Raw genomic sequence first — 15286 nt, 5'->3', positions numbered from 1 at the left:
AATTTAAATAGAATTAAGAGATGGCTCCCCGGGCAGGATTCGAACCTGCAGCCTAGTGGTTAACAGCCACCCGCTCTACCGTTGAGCTACCGGGGACTATTTAAAATTATAGACAAATTATCTTTTATGTCAAGAGAAAAGGTTGGATCAACAGATTAAGTGTATGGAAACTTCTTTATTTTGGAGAAAAGAAATGGCGGTGGTGAAATAAAATGATAATTGAAGTCAGGTTAAAAGGGTTGCATAAAAATACATTGCGTAGAGTTCAGACTTTAAATTAATAAATTTATATACAACGTGGATGTATTTTAATTCTTAAACTCTTGACAATATACAAAATTTGTGTATAATATTACAGCAAATCTATAATCCAAGGAGGTAACACAATGAGGAGGAGTGTTTTATTTATTTTGCTCCTGAGCCTCGCTCTCACATTCGCCTTCGGATGTGAGAAGAAGGCAACTACTTTGGCAGGCGTGGTAAAGGATGAGGATGGTAATCCTCTACAGGGTATTACGGTTTCTCTTGATGGCCAGACAGCTACCACCGATGAGAGTGGTAAATATGTGTTTAAAAACCTTGAAGAAGGAAGCTACAAACTTTCAGTTTCAGTAAAAGATTTCTACCCATTTGAAGTAAATGTAAATATCAAATCTGGAGAAAATACAAAAAATATTGGGCTTAAACATACCACCCTTGCCAAAGCCAGAAAAAGAGGTTACCTCCTTGTTGGCTCAGAGGTGGCATACGCTCCCTTTGAATTCATGCAAGATGGTAATCCAACTGGCTTTGACATAGATCTTATTAAGGAGATAAGTAAGGAGATGGGTTTATCTGAACCAAAGATAATAGATACAGCATGGGATGGAATATTTGCTGCATTAAAAGCTGAGAAGTTTGATATTATCATTTCTGCAGTCACCATAACAGAGGAAAGAAGCAAAGAGATGTTATTTTCAGATCCATACTACGATTCAGGTCAGATTATTGCTGTAAGAAAAGACAACAATGAGATAAAGAATGAGGATGATCTTGTTGGCAAGGTAGTTGGAGTTCAGATTAATACCACTGGAGATTTTGCTGCTCAAAAGATTAAGGGAATAAAGGAAATAAGAAGGTATGACGATATTCAGCAGGCCTTCCAGGACCTTGAAATAGGCAGAATTGATGCTGTTATAAATGATCTTCCAGTGTCTGCTTACTATGCAAGCACAAGACCAGACATTAAGCTTGTCGGGAAGCTCCTAACTGTTGAACACTATGGTATACCTGCAAGGCTTGGTGATAATGATCTTATTGAAGAGATAAACAAAGCTCTTAAAAAAATAAAAGAGAGTGGAAAGTATAGAGAACTATATGTAAAATGGTTTGGCGTTGAACCACCTCAATAGTTGAGGTTAAGTCATGGATTTCAAGTTCGATCTCTTTCTCTCTTCGCTCCCTTACCTTCTTAAGGGAGCGAAGGTTACTATTATCTTAAGTCTTGTATCTGTTGGAATTGGGCTTCTCATTGGACTTGGTGCTGCACTCCTTAAGATAAGCAGGAATATCCTCTTAAAAGGTATTGGAAGTATCTATGTGGAGGTAATAAGGGGTACACCGCTTTTGCTTCAGATAATGATAACCTATTATGGTCTTCCCGCAATCGGTATAAAACTTGATGCAATAACAGCCGGTATAGTGGCTTTATCAATAAATTCTGGTGCATACTGTGCTGAGATATTCAGGGCAGGAATCGAATCTATAGAGAAAGGACAGATGGAGGCAGCGAGGTCTCTGGGCATGACTTATGCACAGGCAATGAGATATGTTATTCTTCCTCAAGCTATAAAAAGGGTGGTTCCACCTCTAACAAATGAGTTTGTTGCCATGCTTAAGGATTCATCCCTTGTTTCCACCATAGCAGTGGCAGAACTTTTAAGAAGAGGAAGACAACTTATGGGTACACTTGCAAATGTGTGGAGTCCACTTATAGGTGTTGGCTTAATATATCTTGTGATGACTATTCCTCTTACACAACTCGCACAGAGAATGGAAAGGAGGTTGAGAAGAAGTGAAGCTCACTGATGGTTCCCTTATAAAGGTAAGGAATCTATACAAGAGGTTTGGGGATCTTGAGGTTCTTAAAAACATAAATTTTGATCTTAAAGAAAAGGAAGTTTTGGTGATAGTTGGTCCTTCTGGTGCAGGTAAATCTACCCTTATAAGATGTATAAATAGACTGGAGAAACCAACAGAAGGGGAAATATGGTTTGAGGGAAGAAGGATAGATGAAACAACCAATCTAAACAAGTTGAGGGAAAAGATAGGAATGGTATTTCAGAGGTTTAATCTCTTTCCCCACCTAACCGCTATTCAGAACATAATACTTGCGTTGAAGGTCGTTAAGAAGATGAAGGATGAAGAAGCAAGAGAGGTTGCATTGCATTTTCTTAAAAAAGTTGGTCTTGAAGAAAGAAAAGATCACTTTCCACATCAACTTTCTGGTGGAGAGCAGCAGAGAGTGGCAATAGCAAGAGCACTGGCTATGCAACCAGATGTAATGCTTTTTGATGAACCCACTTCAGCTATTGATATAGAGCTTATAAAAGAGGTCCTTGATGTAATGAAAGAACTTGCCGAGGAGGGTATGACCATGATAGTTGTAACTCATGAGATGGGCTTCGCAAGAGAAGTTGGAGATAGAATAATATTTATGGATAAAGGAGAGATTGTAGAGGAAAATAAACCTGTTGAGTTTTTTAAAAATCCAAAAACAGAGAGAGCAAAAAGATTCCTGTCAAAAATACTAAATATTTGAGATTTTTAATAACAAAGGGGAAAATTTCCCCTTTGTTATTTTTCTTTTAAACCCTCAATGAAGCTTGAGAAGAAAGTTAAAGGGAGTTTCATCATTTCAAGCCCTGCCTTTTTTGCTGAGCGTGCACTTACTTTGACGAATTCTTTTACAAGTTCTTTACCCTTTCCCGCTATCTCCAGACCCTCTTTAAATCCTTCTACCACTACGGAAGAGACTTTTCCTGCATCGTATCCGAGTTTGGTGGTAATTCTTTTTGTTTCCTGAAGAAGATAATCTGTGATCTCTTCAATGTTTTCTGGTTTTATCTCATCTTTAAACTTTTCCACAACAGCAGCCACTGTTTTTTTAACCTCATCCTCCTTCAATTCTTTAGTTGATAGAGCTTTCTCTAAGTTGTTTGTTAGATCCTCCTTTAATTTTTCCACCATTTTTACACCTCCTCAAGTTAATTATACCTTATTTTAATAATAAATTCTACATTTCCTTCAGCATCTTCGGGCTTTCCGATGAATGACTCAACCTTCTTTACAAGTTCCTTCTTTCTCTCCATCTCCTCTTTCTTCTTGTTAAACTCCTTTTTCCCTTCTTCTACTCCACTTTTCATCTTATCCATACCCGATATTGTTACAGAGAGTCCAGGAACATCCTTTCCCATAATTTTTCCTGAATTAGAAATTACCTTAAGGACATTGGCTAAATCCATAAATCTCTTTTTTATATCGGTGGATAAAGAGCTTATACCTTTCTTAAGTCCTTCGCCCATCTTTTTTAAATTCAAAGAGAAACCTTTTAAACCTGGTGTATATACCCCATTTATCTCTCCACCTTCTGAAAGGGTGATTAGTGTTTTCTTCATCTCAATGTTTCCATCCACAAGAGCGTTTACACCATACAAACCCTGTTTGATTAGATTCAGTGAGCCTATAACCTCATCCATCCCTTTAGAGAGTTTCTCCATGTTCTCCTTTGTTTCCTCAAAGGAAGGGATCTTTACCCCATCTGGTGTAATACCACCCTCAAGAAGAATCTTTATCAGAGCTTCTTGCTTCTTAAGAGATTCTAAAAGAGATAAGGTTGTAGGACTTTGAGTATTTTCAGCTAACTTTTGTGATGCGTTGTTTAGCTCAAGAATGTTCTTTGTTATGTTGGTATAGGCATCCATCAGTGAAACAATCATATCTATCCCCTCTTTCTCACTTTTAAGTCCGACAATTATACTGTCAATTCCTTCTGGTAGATTCTTTAATTTGGATAACTCCTGTTCATCAATTTTTTCAGAAAGCATAAGAAGTACATCTCCTTCAGATTTTATCCCTTCAGCTATCATATCTATTCCCTTTATCAGTTCATTAAACTGTGAAAAGTCCATCTTGTTGAGTCCACTCTCAAGATTAGTTCTTGTTTCATCTATTATCATTTTTTGAGCCTTTACGAGAGAGAGAAGTTTATCGATACCACCTTCCAACTCATCAAAAACCTCTGGTTCAGGAATATCCACAGAAAAATAGGATGGTATGACAGTGATTATAATCTCTGGAAGTGAAATACTTTCACTTTCAAACTCTATGAATCCGCTATCCTCTGGATCAAGTATAAGTGTAAGATTCACCTGGTATTTTCTCCCCATAATCATGGGTTTAGCATCGCCACTTATTTTTACATTCTTCACTTTTTCTGTATCAAGAGATGTTGTAACCATGGCAAGTAGTGGCACAGTTTCATCGTGGGCTTTAAGGTCTGTTTTAGCAGAAATATCTATTCTTAAGTTTCCGCTCTGTCCCTTCACCTTCTCTACAGGTGTCTCTTCTCCATTCAAAAAATACTTTATATTTATACTAAAGGGTATCTTACCCACATAATTTCCCCTGTAATATACATCACTTATGTCTTTACTCTCTCCCTTTAGAAGAACAAAATCATCTTTTACCTCAACATTCCCTTTCCCATAAACCTTTCTTACATCACGAAGATTCTTAATAGGGTCTTTTACCTCAAATTTACCCTTTCCTTTAACTCTTATCCAGTCCACAAGGATTTTTTCTTCAAAGTTTCCATATGGATCTGATAAGATATAGATTGTTTCACTGTCCTTTACCTTTGTCTGTGAGAATGTAGAGAATAGAGGTACAAATGTGAAAATTGTCATTGCTATGATTATAATTAATTTCTTCATACTACACCTCCTTCTTTGACCATCTAAATGTTGTGTATTTGAACAATTTATCTAAACCAGCAAGAAGAGCTGGTAAGAAGATAAGAACCACACATACACTTAATACTGCACCCCTTGCCAGACTTCCCATGCTGAGACTCAAAGCCTTTATATCACTTAACATTGCTGTAGGTAGGGTCATAAGTATCATTGTTCCTGCACTTGTTAAAATGGAGTGAGAACTCCAATGGACTGCTTCGGTTATAGCTGCTAAAGGCTTTAAACCATTTCTTCTCTCCTCCTGATATCTTGATGTAAGCAAAACTGCATAGTCAATTGTGGCTCCCAGTTGTATGGTATTCAAAAGTATTGGAATGAAGAAAGGTGGACTCATACCTATTATCGCATAATAAACAATATTTGACCAGATTGCCACTTTAATTATTAATGCAAGGACAGGTGGCACAAAAAGTGAGAGAAAACCAAGAGCTATTATAATGAGGATAAGATAGATTGATATTTTCTCTGTTCTCTCGAGGTCCTTCATGGCGATTTCCTTCATATCGTTTATAAGTGCAGATAATCCAGTTACATAAACCTCACCCTTTACAGTGTTATGGACAATGTTTGTAATTTCCTTTCTTAAAGCCTTTTCCTCTTCGTCTTCAGGAGAGTATTCGCTGTAAACAATGGCATATGTGTAATTTTCTGAACTAAATCTACTTATTAAATCTTCTGGTATGAACTCTTCAGGTATTGTTGGATCTACCATTGTGCTGTAGTGCAATACATTCTTTACACCTTTAAGATCCTTTACCTTGTAAAGAGCGTCAATAAATCCCTCATTTTCCTTCTTCGAAATTATAAATAGTGTATCTTTTTCACCAAAGATATCGTTGACTTTGTTCATTGTTCTAATTGATGGAAGATTTTCTGGAAGGAAGTGTTTTCTATCAAATACAAGGTTTACTTTAGTTGAACCAAAGTATGAGAGGGATAATACTATAATGAATATTATTATAAATACGGGAGAGAGTTTCCCTATAAATTTTCCAAGATTTCCTGCTGTTAAAGGAATAACACCATGTTTTTTACCACCTATAACCAACTTATCAAAGATGAGAAATAAAGAGGGTAGAAATAGGAAGGACACTATTATTGATATGACAACTCCTCTCACAAGAAGCCATCCCATCTGGGGGAATAACTCGAATTTTCCAAATGTCAAGGCAAAGAATCCTGCCATTGTTGTAAGTCCACTCAGAAGTATGGGTTTTATAGTAGTTGTTAAAGTCTCTACCATGGCAGTTTCCTTACTGTTCTTGATCCTTTCCTCAACATATCTATGGTATAGAAACAAGGAATAGTCAAGTGTCACTGCAAGTTGAAGTATTGCTACTATTGTTTCGGTAATATAATAGATAGGTTTACCAGAGAAAGCTGTAATTCCCATATTTATAACAACAGCGGATACCATGGATAAAACTATAAAGATAGGTCCCCAGAACCGTGGAAACGTGAGGAACAAAAATATGCTGACAAGTATTATACCTATAATAAAGTACTCTTCAGTTTTACCTTTGAAGCGATCCCCCAGCTCATTCGAGATAACACTATCTCCTGTAATTGAAGCCTCTTCTGGGAGGATAGATTTTATATCCTTTATTTGATCTCCATACGATTGTGAATGTTTAAGAGTAACCTGAATCTTAAAAACCCCATCTTTATACCAATCTTTTGAATCCTCTCCCCAGAATTCTTTTGGAAGAGATACATCCTGAAAGTTATCGAGCCACATTACAGAGTCAACATAGGGAAGGATCTTTAGTTTTTCTATGAGTTTTTCCACTTTTGTCAGGTTATCTGTCTCATATATAATTGTTAAATCTGCACCATGGGAAATCTCTTCTTCAAGAATTTTTGATCCTTTAACAGATTCAACTTCCTCTGGAAGTAGGTCATATATATCAAAGGAGAGCTGCCTTTTTGGAATAAAGTATAGGGATAAACCTATAAGCAAGAGAAAAATTATGAATATAATCCACTTTGATTTAACAACTATCTCGGCAAATCTTTTCATTCTTTCTCACCTCCTAAGCCATACCAGATTCTCTCACTTAACTCCTTCAAAGGAGGAATTTTGTTTCCAAATATAACTGCTACCCATAGAGACAACAGTATCCCCTGTAGGAATAAAATATCTGTCTCATTAGCCTCGTCCTTGAGAAGGAGAATAAACTGCTTAAGCTTTTCATTAACTTTTTTTTGTAGATTCTCTCTCATCTCCTCTCTTACTTTTGTGGGAGCAAAACTCACATCCCTTATTATCGTAAAGATGCTTGAAGAAAAGTTTTCTGACAGAGAAAGATTCAGTTTCAGGAAACTTTCAATGTAATCTACTGGATTCTTTTTCTTGATGGATACAATCTTAAAGAATTCCTTTTCAACATTTTCGATTAAAGACTCTATGATGTTTTCCAGTAGCCCCTCTTTTGATTTAAAGTATGTGTAAAAACTTCCCTTTGAGATTCCTGCAAGTTTCGTTATCTCCTCAATGCTCGTTTGGTTAAAACCTTTTTCCATAAAGAGTTTAAGTGATACTTTTAAGATTTTCTCTCTTTTTCCCATAGTTCATCCTCATTGACTGACCAGTCAGTCATATTATAAAAAAATATTTATTTTTGTCAAGTATTTTAAAAAATGTCCAAATCTTTTATAATTTAAGGTGTTAATAACTTATAGGAGGAAAGAATGGTTACAAAGGAAGAGATACTTGAAGCATTAAAAGAGGTGTATGATCCTGAGATTCCAGTGGATATCGTTAATCTTGGTTTAGTATACGATGTAAAGATTGATGATGGGAAGGTAAAAATTTTAATGACATTGACTGCAGTAGGTTGTCCTGTGGGACCATTGATTGTGGATATGGTTAAGCTAAGACTTCTAAAACTTGAGGGTGTCAAGGAGGTGGAGGTTGAGTTGACCTATGATCCACCATGGACACCTGATAAGATGAGTGAAGAGGCTAAGAAGAAGTTAGGAATGGAATGAAGGATATTCTCGGAGTACCTGTAGAACCCCTTTCCTTCAATGAGGCAAGGGAAAGGATTAAAAAATTTTTAACTGATGGGAGTTATCATATGATAACTCCCATAAATCCAGAGAAGATAGTGAGAAGTCTTAAAGATGAGAAACTAAAAAGAATTCTTACTTTTTCTGATCTACTTTTACCAGATGGCTATGGAGTGATATGGGCAGGGAGGATTCTTGGTATAAAAATCCCTGAGAGGATAACAGGTGTGGATATGTTTGAATCACTTCTTGATTACTGTAATGAAAAATCTCTAAAAGTTTACTTTCTTGGAGCAAGAGAAGAAACATTGAAAGAGATGATAGAAAAGATAAGAAAGAGATACCCTAACCTCAAAATATCAGGTTATCACAATGGATACTTTGACAAACCCAGCAGTATAGTAAATGAGATAGGAGAAAAAGAGGTGGATTTTCTCTTTGTTGCCATGGGCAGTCCAAAACAGGAGTACTTCATATATGATAATTTTGATAAGTTAAAGGCAAAGGTGTCAATGGGGGTGGGTGGAAGTTTCGATGTCTTTGCAGGTAAGGTTAAAAGGGCACCTAAGCTTATCCGAAGAATGGGTCTTGAGTGGTTGTTTAGATTTATACTTCAGCCAAGAAAGAGATTTCCAAGAATACTCCTTTTGTTTAAATTTGCATATCTTGTTTTAAAGGAGAGGGTGAGTCTTGGAAAGGGTTGATATTCTTGGAATACCGGTGGATAAGATAACGAGAAAAGAGGCGCTGGATAGACTCCTTTCCTTTATCGAATCCAGAAAGTTTCATCTTGTAGTTACAATTAACTCTGAGAATGGAACAAAAGCTATTGAAAAGAAAGAATTTTTGGATGTGATAAGAAAGGCAGACCTCGTTGTTCCAGACGGAATAGGAATAATTTATGCATCAAGGATACTTGGAGACAGACTTCCAGAGAGAGTACCTGGTATTGATCTCACATACGATCTTTTAAAGGTATGTGCAAAGAAAGGTTTTGGTGTGGTTCTTGTTGGGGGAAAAGAGGGAGTTGCTGATAAAGCCAAAAAGAATTTAATTAAAGAGATTCCCAATTTAAGGATTCTATCCACCTTTAATGGATACTTTGATGAAGATGAGGAGGTTAAGATTGTTGAAGAGATAAAGAGGGAGAGGCCAGATGTTCTTTTAGTAGGTATGGGTTCCGAAAAACAGGAATTGTGGATTTATAAATGGAGAGAAGAATTTAAGGATATTCCTGTTTGCATTGGTATAGGTGGAAGTCTTGACATATGGGCTGGAGAGAAGAAAAGAGCACCAAAATTTATTCAGGAACTTGGACTTGAATGGCTATACAGAACCATACTTGAGCCAAGAAGAATTAAAAGGGTATTGAAGATATTTAAATTTTTGTTTAGACTTGTCTCAGAGCGATGGAAAAGGTAGCTTTAGGGGGATACTTCGGATTTGGAAATCTTGGGGATGATGCAATCCTTTTATCTGAAATCTCCTTTTTAAAAGAGAATGGTTTTGAGCCGATAGTTTTAACCAATAAAGGAAAATCAATCTTTGGTGTAAAAGGTATAAATAGAACTTCCATAAAGGATATGTTAAGGATAAGAAATGAATTCTCTACATTTATACTCGGTGGTGGAGGATTATTTCAGGATAAAACAAGTTTTAGAAGTCTTTTATACTACCTTTTTCTCATAGATTTTATGAAGAGGTTGAGGAAGAAGGTTGTAATCTTTAATGTAGGTGTTGGGCCATTGATAAGAAAAATTTCCAGAAGACTTCTCTTTTCTACTCTCAAGAAGGTAGATCTTATAATCTTTAGAGATAGATTCTCCTTTGATTTCTTTCCAGAGTTAAAAAATAAGTTTCTTGGTTTTGATTCAGCCTTTAGGTTGAATTTTAAAAGAAGGGAAGGGAAGAAGAAAATCCTTATCTCCTTGAGATACTTTAGGGAGCTTAATCTTGAGAAATTTACTAAATTTATAACTATTCTCAAAGAGAAGGTCCCTTATGATTTTGAATTTGTTGTTTTTTCAGAGGAAGAAATAAAGATAGCAAAAACTTTAAATCTTCCATATTTTCACATGAAAGATCCAATCTCTGTCCTTGAGAAATTTTCTGAAGCTCAATTTTTAATAGGAGCAAGGTATCACTCGATACTCTTCTCTATAATGAACGAGATACCATTTCTTCCCATTCCATACGATTTAAAGGTAAGAGTTCTTTCTAAAGAGGTCGGTTTTGAAGATTTTATAGAAACCAACGAAGCTATTGATGTGTGGTTAGATAAATTTAATAGGGTGTTTGAGGAGAGAGAGGGGAGGAGGAAAATTATTAGTGAAAGAAGGAAGGAATTTATGGAAAGAGAGAGAAAGTCTTTCTCCCTCCTTCTGAGGTTTCTCTCAGATGGACATATCTAAGATTCTTCCTTTTCTGTTTATTAATGAGTGTGTTGTATGTGGAAAGGAAGGGGAAGGTGCCATATGCAATGACTGTAAGAAAAGTCTTTTTGTAAAAGGTAGAGCCAGGACACTTATGGGAAACCCCCTTTACTTTATTACCACTTACAGATTAAAAGGCGAAAAACTTATAAACGAGATTAAAAGAGGAAAGGTTTCTCCAATTCCATATCTTATAGATGAGTCCCTAAAACTAATTGAGCACGAAAGAATTGATATTGTTGTGCCTGTGCCTTCCATGGGATTTTTATTCTCATATATACCAGAGCATCTCCTTTTAATGGGTAAAGGCATTGCAAGAAAACTTGATGTAAGGTATCTACCAATCATTGAGAAGGTAAAGAGAATTAGAAGTCAAGTTACCATTTCTCCTCAGGAAAGAATGAGAAATCCCTTAGGTGCGTTCAAGTTGAAAATGGGGGCAGAAAAAATAATTAAAGATAAAAGGATACTTATAGTTGATGATGTCTATACAAGTGGTGCCACAATGAGAGAATGCGAGAGGGAGGTTTTAAATCATGGTGGAAGCTCTCTATCTCTTGTAATTTCCAAAACAAGCCTTTTTTCCTGAAAAGTTGTTATATATCATATTTTTAGTTGAAAGATATGCGGTTAAAAATAGGTGAATAATATGTTATAATTTAAACAAAAGATTTAGGAGGTTCATATGGGTAATATTTTCAAGGAGAGAGTGAAAAAATTTCAGGAACTTATGAGGGAGAAAGGTATAGATGCCTCTGTGATAAGAACACTGTCCACATTTATATATTTTACAGGAGTTAAGTGGCTTAGACCTTCCCTTCTTATTCCTGCGCAGGGAGATCCAGTGGTTATTGTGGTTAAAAATGAGAAGGAACTTTTTATGAAGAAGTCATGGATAAAGAATGTACTTGAGTATCAAAAGACGGGACAACTTATGGCTCTTGTTACCTCATGGATAAGAAAGAACGGATACAAGAATGTTGGTTTTGAATACTCCATTGAGAAGGATTCCTATTTACTATTTTTTGAACTCTTTAAAGCTTTGAATCCAAAGATAAATATAGTTGATGTAAGACCATTGACTATGAGTTTAAGGATGCTTAAAGAGGAATGGGAGATTGAGAATATAAAAGTTGCTGGTGAAATTGCCGTTAAGGGTATAAAGAAAGCTCTTGATGTGATTAAAGAGGGGAAGAGCGAGCTTGAGGTGATAGGTGAAATAACTGCTGAGCTTATGAGAAATGGAAGTGAACATCCTCAGGTTTATGTCTCAGCAACACCAAGAATTCATGCTGAGCCTTTCAGGGATGTATATATAGAGAAAGGAAAGTTTGTTTCTGTTGTAATTGGAGCAGATTACAATAATTATTATGCAAACATTACAAGGAGCTTCTTTTTGGGTAAACCTGAAGGCAGGGTAAAGGATGCCATTGAAGCAATGAATGCAGCATACGAAATTGCTATGAAAGAGACGAAGATAGGAGTGAAATTCAGGGAGGTAGAGGCAAAAATTGAGAGTGTTTACAAAGACTTGAATTTACTTGATTACTATATAGCAGGCTACACTCATGGTGTGGGACTTCTTATAGAAGAGGATCCTATAACCACTATAGTTGTGGCTCAGCGTTCAATGGAACCAAAGAAAGGCATGGTTCTTGCCTTTGTTCATTCTCCGTTGATGTTGCCTGAAGGCGTAGTTAAAAAAGAGGATACTGTAATAATAGGCAATGAAAAAATAAATGTAACAAAGATTGATACTCCATGGATACTCTAACTGCCATTTAAACTGAACCATTTTATAAGTAGATTTTTGTATTCCTTTGAGTTTAGTATTTTTCCTATTTCAACATTGAGTTTTTCCCTTAACTCTGTATCAGTGCTTTTTAGTACAATTGTATAACCCTGTTCATATATCTTCGTGGTATTGAATTTTTCTTTATCCACTCCGTATATGTCCATCAGTGGTTTTTCTATTATCAGTGCGTCAGCTTTACCCTCTTCAATCATTGAAAGCGACTTAGCTAAATCTTCAAATGGAATCTTTTCCACATTCTTAACCCTTCTTAATATATCTTCAGAAAATGTGTATAGTGAGAGGATTACCTTTTTATCTTCCAACTCCTCCACTGAACAAATTGGCCTCTCTTTTTTTGAAATTATGTATAGAGAGATGTCAAAGTATGGTAGTGTAAGGGAAACATCTTTAGGATAAGTGAATTGCAATGGGTATCCACCAAGAAGAATTCTTACCCTTCCTTCCTTAAGATAGTTAAGGGATTCATCAAAGGGTATAATTTTGTATTCAGGTTCCAACGAAAGATTTTTAAATATAATCTTCATAAGCTCCACATCAAAACCAACAAGCTCACCATTCTCCTCATAGATGAATGGAGGAAAATCATCTGGAGTTCCAACAATAATTTTTTCTGTTTCTTTTTTCTGGCAAGAGGAGAGTAAGAAAACTAATAAAAATAACAGGAGTACTACTTTCTTCATCATTTTATTATCTTCCCTGTATATGTAAAACTACTCTGCCTCATTTTAATCCACCTTCCCTCATCTCTCCCTATTATATTTCCACATTCACACTTCACAATATCTCCCTCTCTTTTTGAAAAATCCTTTACTATACGATTCTTGTATAATCTTAACACTCTTCCCTCTCCCACTTTTATATACTTGAATAGTTTCTTCCCACATCTTACACACTTTATGGTAATCATTTCTCTTTTCTCTCTTTTTTCTTTTTAAAGACGAATTCTTTAAACACTATCAATCCACCTATTATTATTCCAAGGTAGTAGTAGAAGAATCTCCATAGGAGAATGAATGCAACAAGGGGTTGTCTTGGAAGAAAAGCAGAGAAAAACACAGCAATACCCAGTTCAGCAGCTCCAGATGTACCTGGTGTTGGAGTAAATGCCACAGATAGAAAAAATACAATAGCAACAAATATTATCTCCAGTGCCGGTGATTCTGAACCCAAAGCCCTTAAAAGCACCACTGGAAGGAGGAGAGATGTAAGCCAACAGAGGAGACTATAGAAGAAAACAATGACTAATTCCTTAATCTTCCCTTTGCTTAAATTCTTCTTTCCTTCCTCAAATAGGTGTATATTTTTTTCTATCTCATCGTTCACCTTCTTTGATAATTTTGGTGGAAGCAGTTTTTCAACTATTTTCTCAATAAAGTTTCCAAAAACTCTTGTCTTAAGAAATGTAAGAAACAAAAGTATCGATATGAATACATAAAATGCTAAACCTATATCAAGGGCAATATTTACTGATTTTGGAAGGTTCCATTTGAGACGAAATATCACAACAAGCACAGGAATGGCGAGGAACAAACTTATTCTGGCTATAAAGGTCATAAGATCCTTTACGAGAAGGAAGAAGGCACTCTTCCCATACTCTACATTGTGGTTTTTGCTAAGTAGATACATTTGAAATGGTTGTCCACCTGTCTGGAAAGGAGTTATACCAGAAAAAAAATTACCAATAAGGGTAAGGTTTATGGCCTCTGCGTATGTTATGTTGATGTCAAGAATTTTTGCAGAGTAGATTAACTTTAACGCCTCAAATATCCAGCTTAAACCAACCAGACTAAAGGACAGAATTAAATAAAGAGGTTTTATTCCAAGTATTGCCTTTAAGAAATTTCCACCCTTACTTATAACTATTATTATAAATATGGCAACAATTGTAAAAAGGAAAGATAGAAACAGATTCTTTCCTATTGATTTAAAATCTATCTTTTTCTCGTTCATTGAAATAATTATACAATTCAGTTATAATAAATGCAAATCCAAAAAGGAGAGTTTTCAATGGAAAAGGAGATTCTTGAAAGATTTAATAATGAGCTAAAGGGAGTAAAAACTCTTCAGGAGTTGAATGTTCTTAGAGTTAAATACCTTGGAAAGAAGGGTATTGTAAAGGAACTCATGGATAAAATAAAAGAGGTTCCAAAGGAGAGGAGGAAGGATTATGGAATTTCAGTTAACAGAATCAAAAGGGAGATTGAAGTTAGAATAAAAGATTTAGAGAAAAGTTTAAGAGAGAAAGAACTTGAAAAAAAACTTGAAAAAGAGAAGGTTGACATCACTCTTCCAGGTTATCCTGTTGAGGTAGGAAAAAAACATATAATTACTCAAACCTTGGAAGAGATAGAGGATATCTTTTTAAAGATGGGTTTTTTCATATATGAAGGTCCGGAGATAGAATCTGACTATTACAATTTTGAAGCCTTAAACATACCAAAGTATCATCCTGCAAGAGACATGTGGGATACTCTATTTCTTCCCGGGGGACTACTTTTAAGGACGCACACCTCTCCAGTTCAGATAAGAACCATGGAGAAAGTTAAGCCTCCTTTAAGAATGATTTCACCAGGAAAGTGTTATAGAAGAGACTCCTTTGATGCTACACACTCCCCAATGTTTCATCAGGTAGAGGGTCTCATGATAGACGAGAAGACTTCAATGACAGATTTAATGGGAATTCTTGATCTTTTTGCAAAAAAGATATTTGGAGAGAAAACAAGAACAAAATTTTATCTCTCATACTTCCCATTTGTTGAACCTGGAATTGAGATGGCTGTAAGTTGTATCTTTTGTGGCGGAAAAGGGTGTCCTGTTTGTAAATATACTGGATGGATTGAGATTCTTGGTGCAGGAATGGTTCATCCAAAGGTGCTTAAAAATGTTGGATATGACCCTGAGAAATGGCAGGGATTTGCCTTTGGAATGGGAGTTGAAAGGATAGCCATGCTCAAGTATGGAATAAAGGATATAAGATTTTTCTTCGAGAATGATAAAAGATTTCTAAAGCAGTT

General features: G+C 35.7%; 17 protein-coding genes and 1 tRNA gene. 10 read left to right on the top strand and 8 right to left on the bottom strand.

Annotation, left to right across the window (positions count from 1 at the left end; genetic code table 11):
* Positions 1 to 21 precede the first annotated feature (21 nt).
* Positions 22 to 96, bottom strand: a tRNA-Asn gene (locus J7J33_06260).
* A gap of 371 nt (positions 97 to 467) precedes the next feature.
* Between J7J33_06260 and J7J33_06255 the strand changes: the two genes are divergently transcribed.
* Genes J7J33_06255 through J7J33_06245 form a run of 3 tightly spaced genes read left to right on the top strand, consistent with a single transcriptional unit; the run spans position 468 to position 2800 of the window.
* Positions 468 to 1391, top strand: a complete 924-nt coding sequence (locus tag J7J33_06255) for a transporter substrate-binding domain-containing protein (protein MCD6168880.1) — start codon at positions 468 to 470, stop codon at positions 1389 to 1391.
* A 13-nt stretch (positions 1392 to 1404) separates the two neighbouring features.
* A complete protein-coding gene (locus J7J33_06250; GenBank protein MCD6168879.1) occupies positions 1405 to 2067 on the top strand; it encodes an amino acid ABC transporter permease in 663 nt (220 codons plus the stop codon).
* Complete coding sequence (locus J7J33_06245) at positions 2054 to 2800, top strand: amino acid ABC transporter ATP-binding protein (GenBank protein MCD6168878.1); 747 nt, start codon at positions 2054 to 2056, stop codon at positions 2798 to 2800. Before J7J33_06250 ends, J7J33_06245 begins: the two co-directional genes overlap by 14 nt.
* Positions 2801 to 2835: 35 nt before the next feature.
* Here the strand turns inward: J7J33_06245 and J7J33_06240 are convergent, their stop codons facing one another.
* The 4 genes from J7J33_06240 to J7J33_06225 are packed head-to-tail and all read right to left on the bottom strand — an operon-like array spanning position 2836 to position 7580.
* Positions 2836 to 3228, bottom strand: coding sequence for a hypothetical protein (locus J7J33_06240; protein MCD6168877.1), 393 nt, complete (start codon positions 3226 to 3228; stop codon positions 2836 to 2838).
* 17 nt (positions 3229 to 3245) lie between these two features.
* Positions 3246 to 4973, bottom strand: coding sequence for a hypothetical protein (locus J7J33_06235; GenBank protein ID MCD6168876.1), 1728 nt, complete (start codon positions 4971 to 4973; stop codon positions 3246 to 3248).
* Position 4974: 1 nt separating this feature from the next.
* Positions 4975 to 7032 carry an MMPL family transporter gene (locus J7J33_06230; GenBank protein MCD6168875.1) on the bottom strand — a complete coding sequence of 686 codons (2058 nt, stop codon included), beginning with the start codon at positions 7030 to 7032 and terminating at the stop codon, positions 4975 to 4977.
* Positions 7029 to 7580 carry a TetR/AcrR family transcriptional regulator gene (locus J7J33_06225; GenBank protein MCD6168874.1) on the bottom strand — a complete coding sequence of 184 codons (552 nt, stop codon included), beginning with the start codon at positions 7578 to 7580 and terminating at the stop codon, positions 7029 to 7031. The genes J7J33_06230 and J7J33_06225 overlap by 4 nt, the downstream gene beginning before the upstream one ends.
* Before the next feature lie 123 nt (positions 7581 to 7703).
* Between J7J33_06225 and J7J33_06220 the strand changes: the two genes are divergently transcribed.
* The 6 genes from J7J33_06220 (at position 7704) to J7J33_06195 (ending at position 12230) form a co-directional block, all read left to right on the top strand.
* Complete coding sequence (locus J7J33_06220) at positions 7704 to 8003, top strand: DUF59 domain-containing protein (protein MCD6168873.1); 300 nt, start codon at positions 7704 to 7706, stop codon at positions 8001 to 8003.
* Positions 8000 to 8728, top strand: coding sequence for a WecB/TagA/CpsF family glycosyltransferase (locus J7J33_06215; GenBank protein MCD6168872.1), 729 nt, complete (start codon positions 8000 to 8002; stop codon positions 8726 to 8728). The genes J7J33_06220 and J7J33_06215 overlap by 4 nt, the downstream gene beginning before the upstream one ends.
* Positions 8715 to 9446, top strand: a complete 732-nt coding sequence (locus J7J33_06210; GenBank protein ID MCD6168871.1) for a WecB/TagA/CpsF family glycosyltransferase — start codon at positions 8715 to 8717, stop codon at positions 9444 to 9446. Before J7J33_06215 ends, J7J33_06210 begins: the two co-directional genes overlap by 14 nt.
* Positions 9434 to 10435, top strand: coding sequence for a polysaccharide pyruvyl transferase family protein (locus J7J33_06205; protein MCD6168870.1), 1002 nt, complete (start codon positions 9434 to 9436; stop codon positions 10433 to 10435). The genes J7J33_06210 and J7J33_06205 overlap by 13 nt, the downstream gene beginning before the upstream one ends.
* Positions 10422 to 11045 (top strand): ComF family protein, encoded by a 624-nt coding sequence (locus tag J7J33_06200; GenBank protein ID MCD6168869.1) that lies wholly within the window; start codon positions 10422 to 10424, stop codon positions 11043 to 11045. The genes J7J33_06205 and J7J33_06200 overlap by 14 nt, the downstream gene beginning before the upstream one ends.
* 96 nt (positions 11046 to 11141) lie before the next feature.
* On the top strand, positions 11142 to 12230 hold the full coding sequence (locus tag J7J33_06195) for an aminopeptidase P family protein (protein ID MCD6168868.1): 1089 nt from the start codon (positions 11142 to 11144) through the stop codon (positions 12228 to 12230).
* Here J7J33_06195 and J7J33_06190 read toward each other — a convergent pair.
* The 3 genes from J7J33_06190 to J7J33_06180 are packed head-to-tail and all read right to left on the bottom strand — an operon-like array spanning position 12227 to position 14222.
* Complete coding sequence (locus tag J7J33_06190; GenBank protein ID MCD6168867.1) at positions 12227 to 12955, bottom strand: amino acid ABC transporter substrate-binding protein; 729 nt, start codon at positions 12953 to 12955, stop codon at positions 12227 to 12229. The genes J7J33_06195 and J7J33_06190 overlap by 4 nt on opposite strands.
* Positions 12952 to 13179, bottom strand: coding sequence for a hypothetical protein (locus J7J33_06185; GenBank protein MCD6168866.1), 228 nt, complete (start codon positions 13177 to 13179; stop codon positions 12952 to 12954). The genes J7J33_06190 and J7J33_06185 overlap by 4 nt, the downstream gene beginning before the upstream one ends.
* Positions 13176 to 14222, bottom strand: coding sequence for a flippase-like domain-containing protein (locus tag J7J33_06180; protein ID MCD6168865.1), 1047 nt, complete (start codon positions 14220 to 14222; stop codon positions 13176 to 13178). The genes J7J33_06185 and J7J33_06180 overlap by 4 nt, the downstream gene beginning before the upstream one ends.
* Positions 14223 to 14279: 57 nt before the next feature.
* Here J7J33_06180 and pheS point away from each other — a divergent pair.
* The coding region (pheS, locus tag J7J33_06175) for a phenylalanine--tRNA ligase subunit alpha (GenBank protein MCD6168864.1) at positions 14280 to 15286 on the top strand (1007 nt) is incomplete at its 3' end.

It is taken from the genome of Caldisericia bacterium (genome assembly GCA_021158845.1).
Classification (GTDB): domain Bacteria; phylum Caldisericota; class Caldisericia; order B22-G15; family B22-G15; genus B22-G15.
Note: the sequence above shows the minus strand (reverse complement) of the source record. Positions and strands in the feature narration are given on the sequence as shown.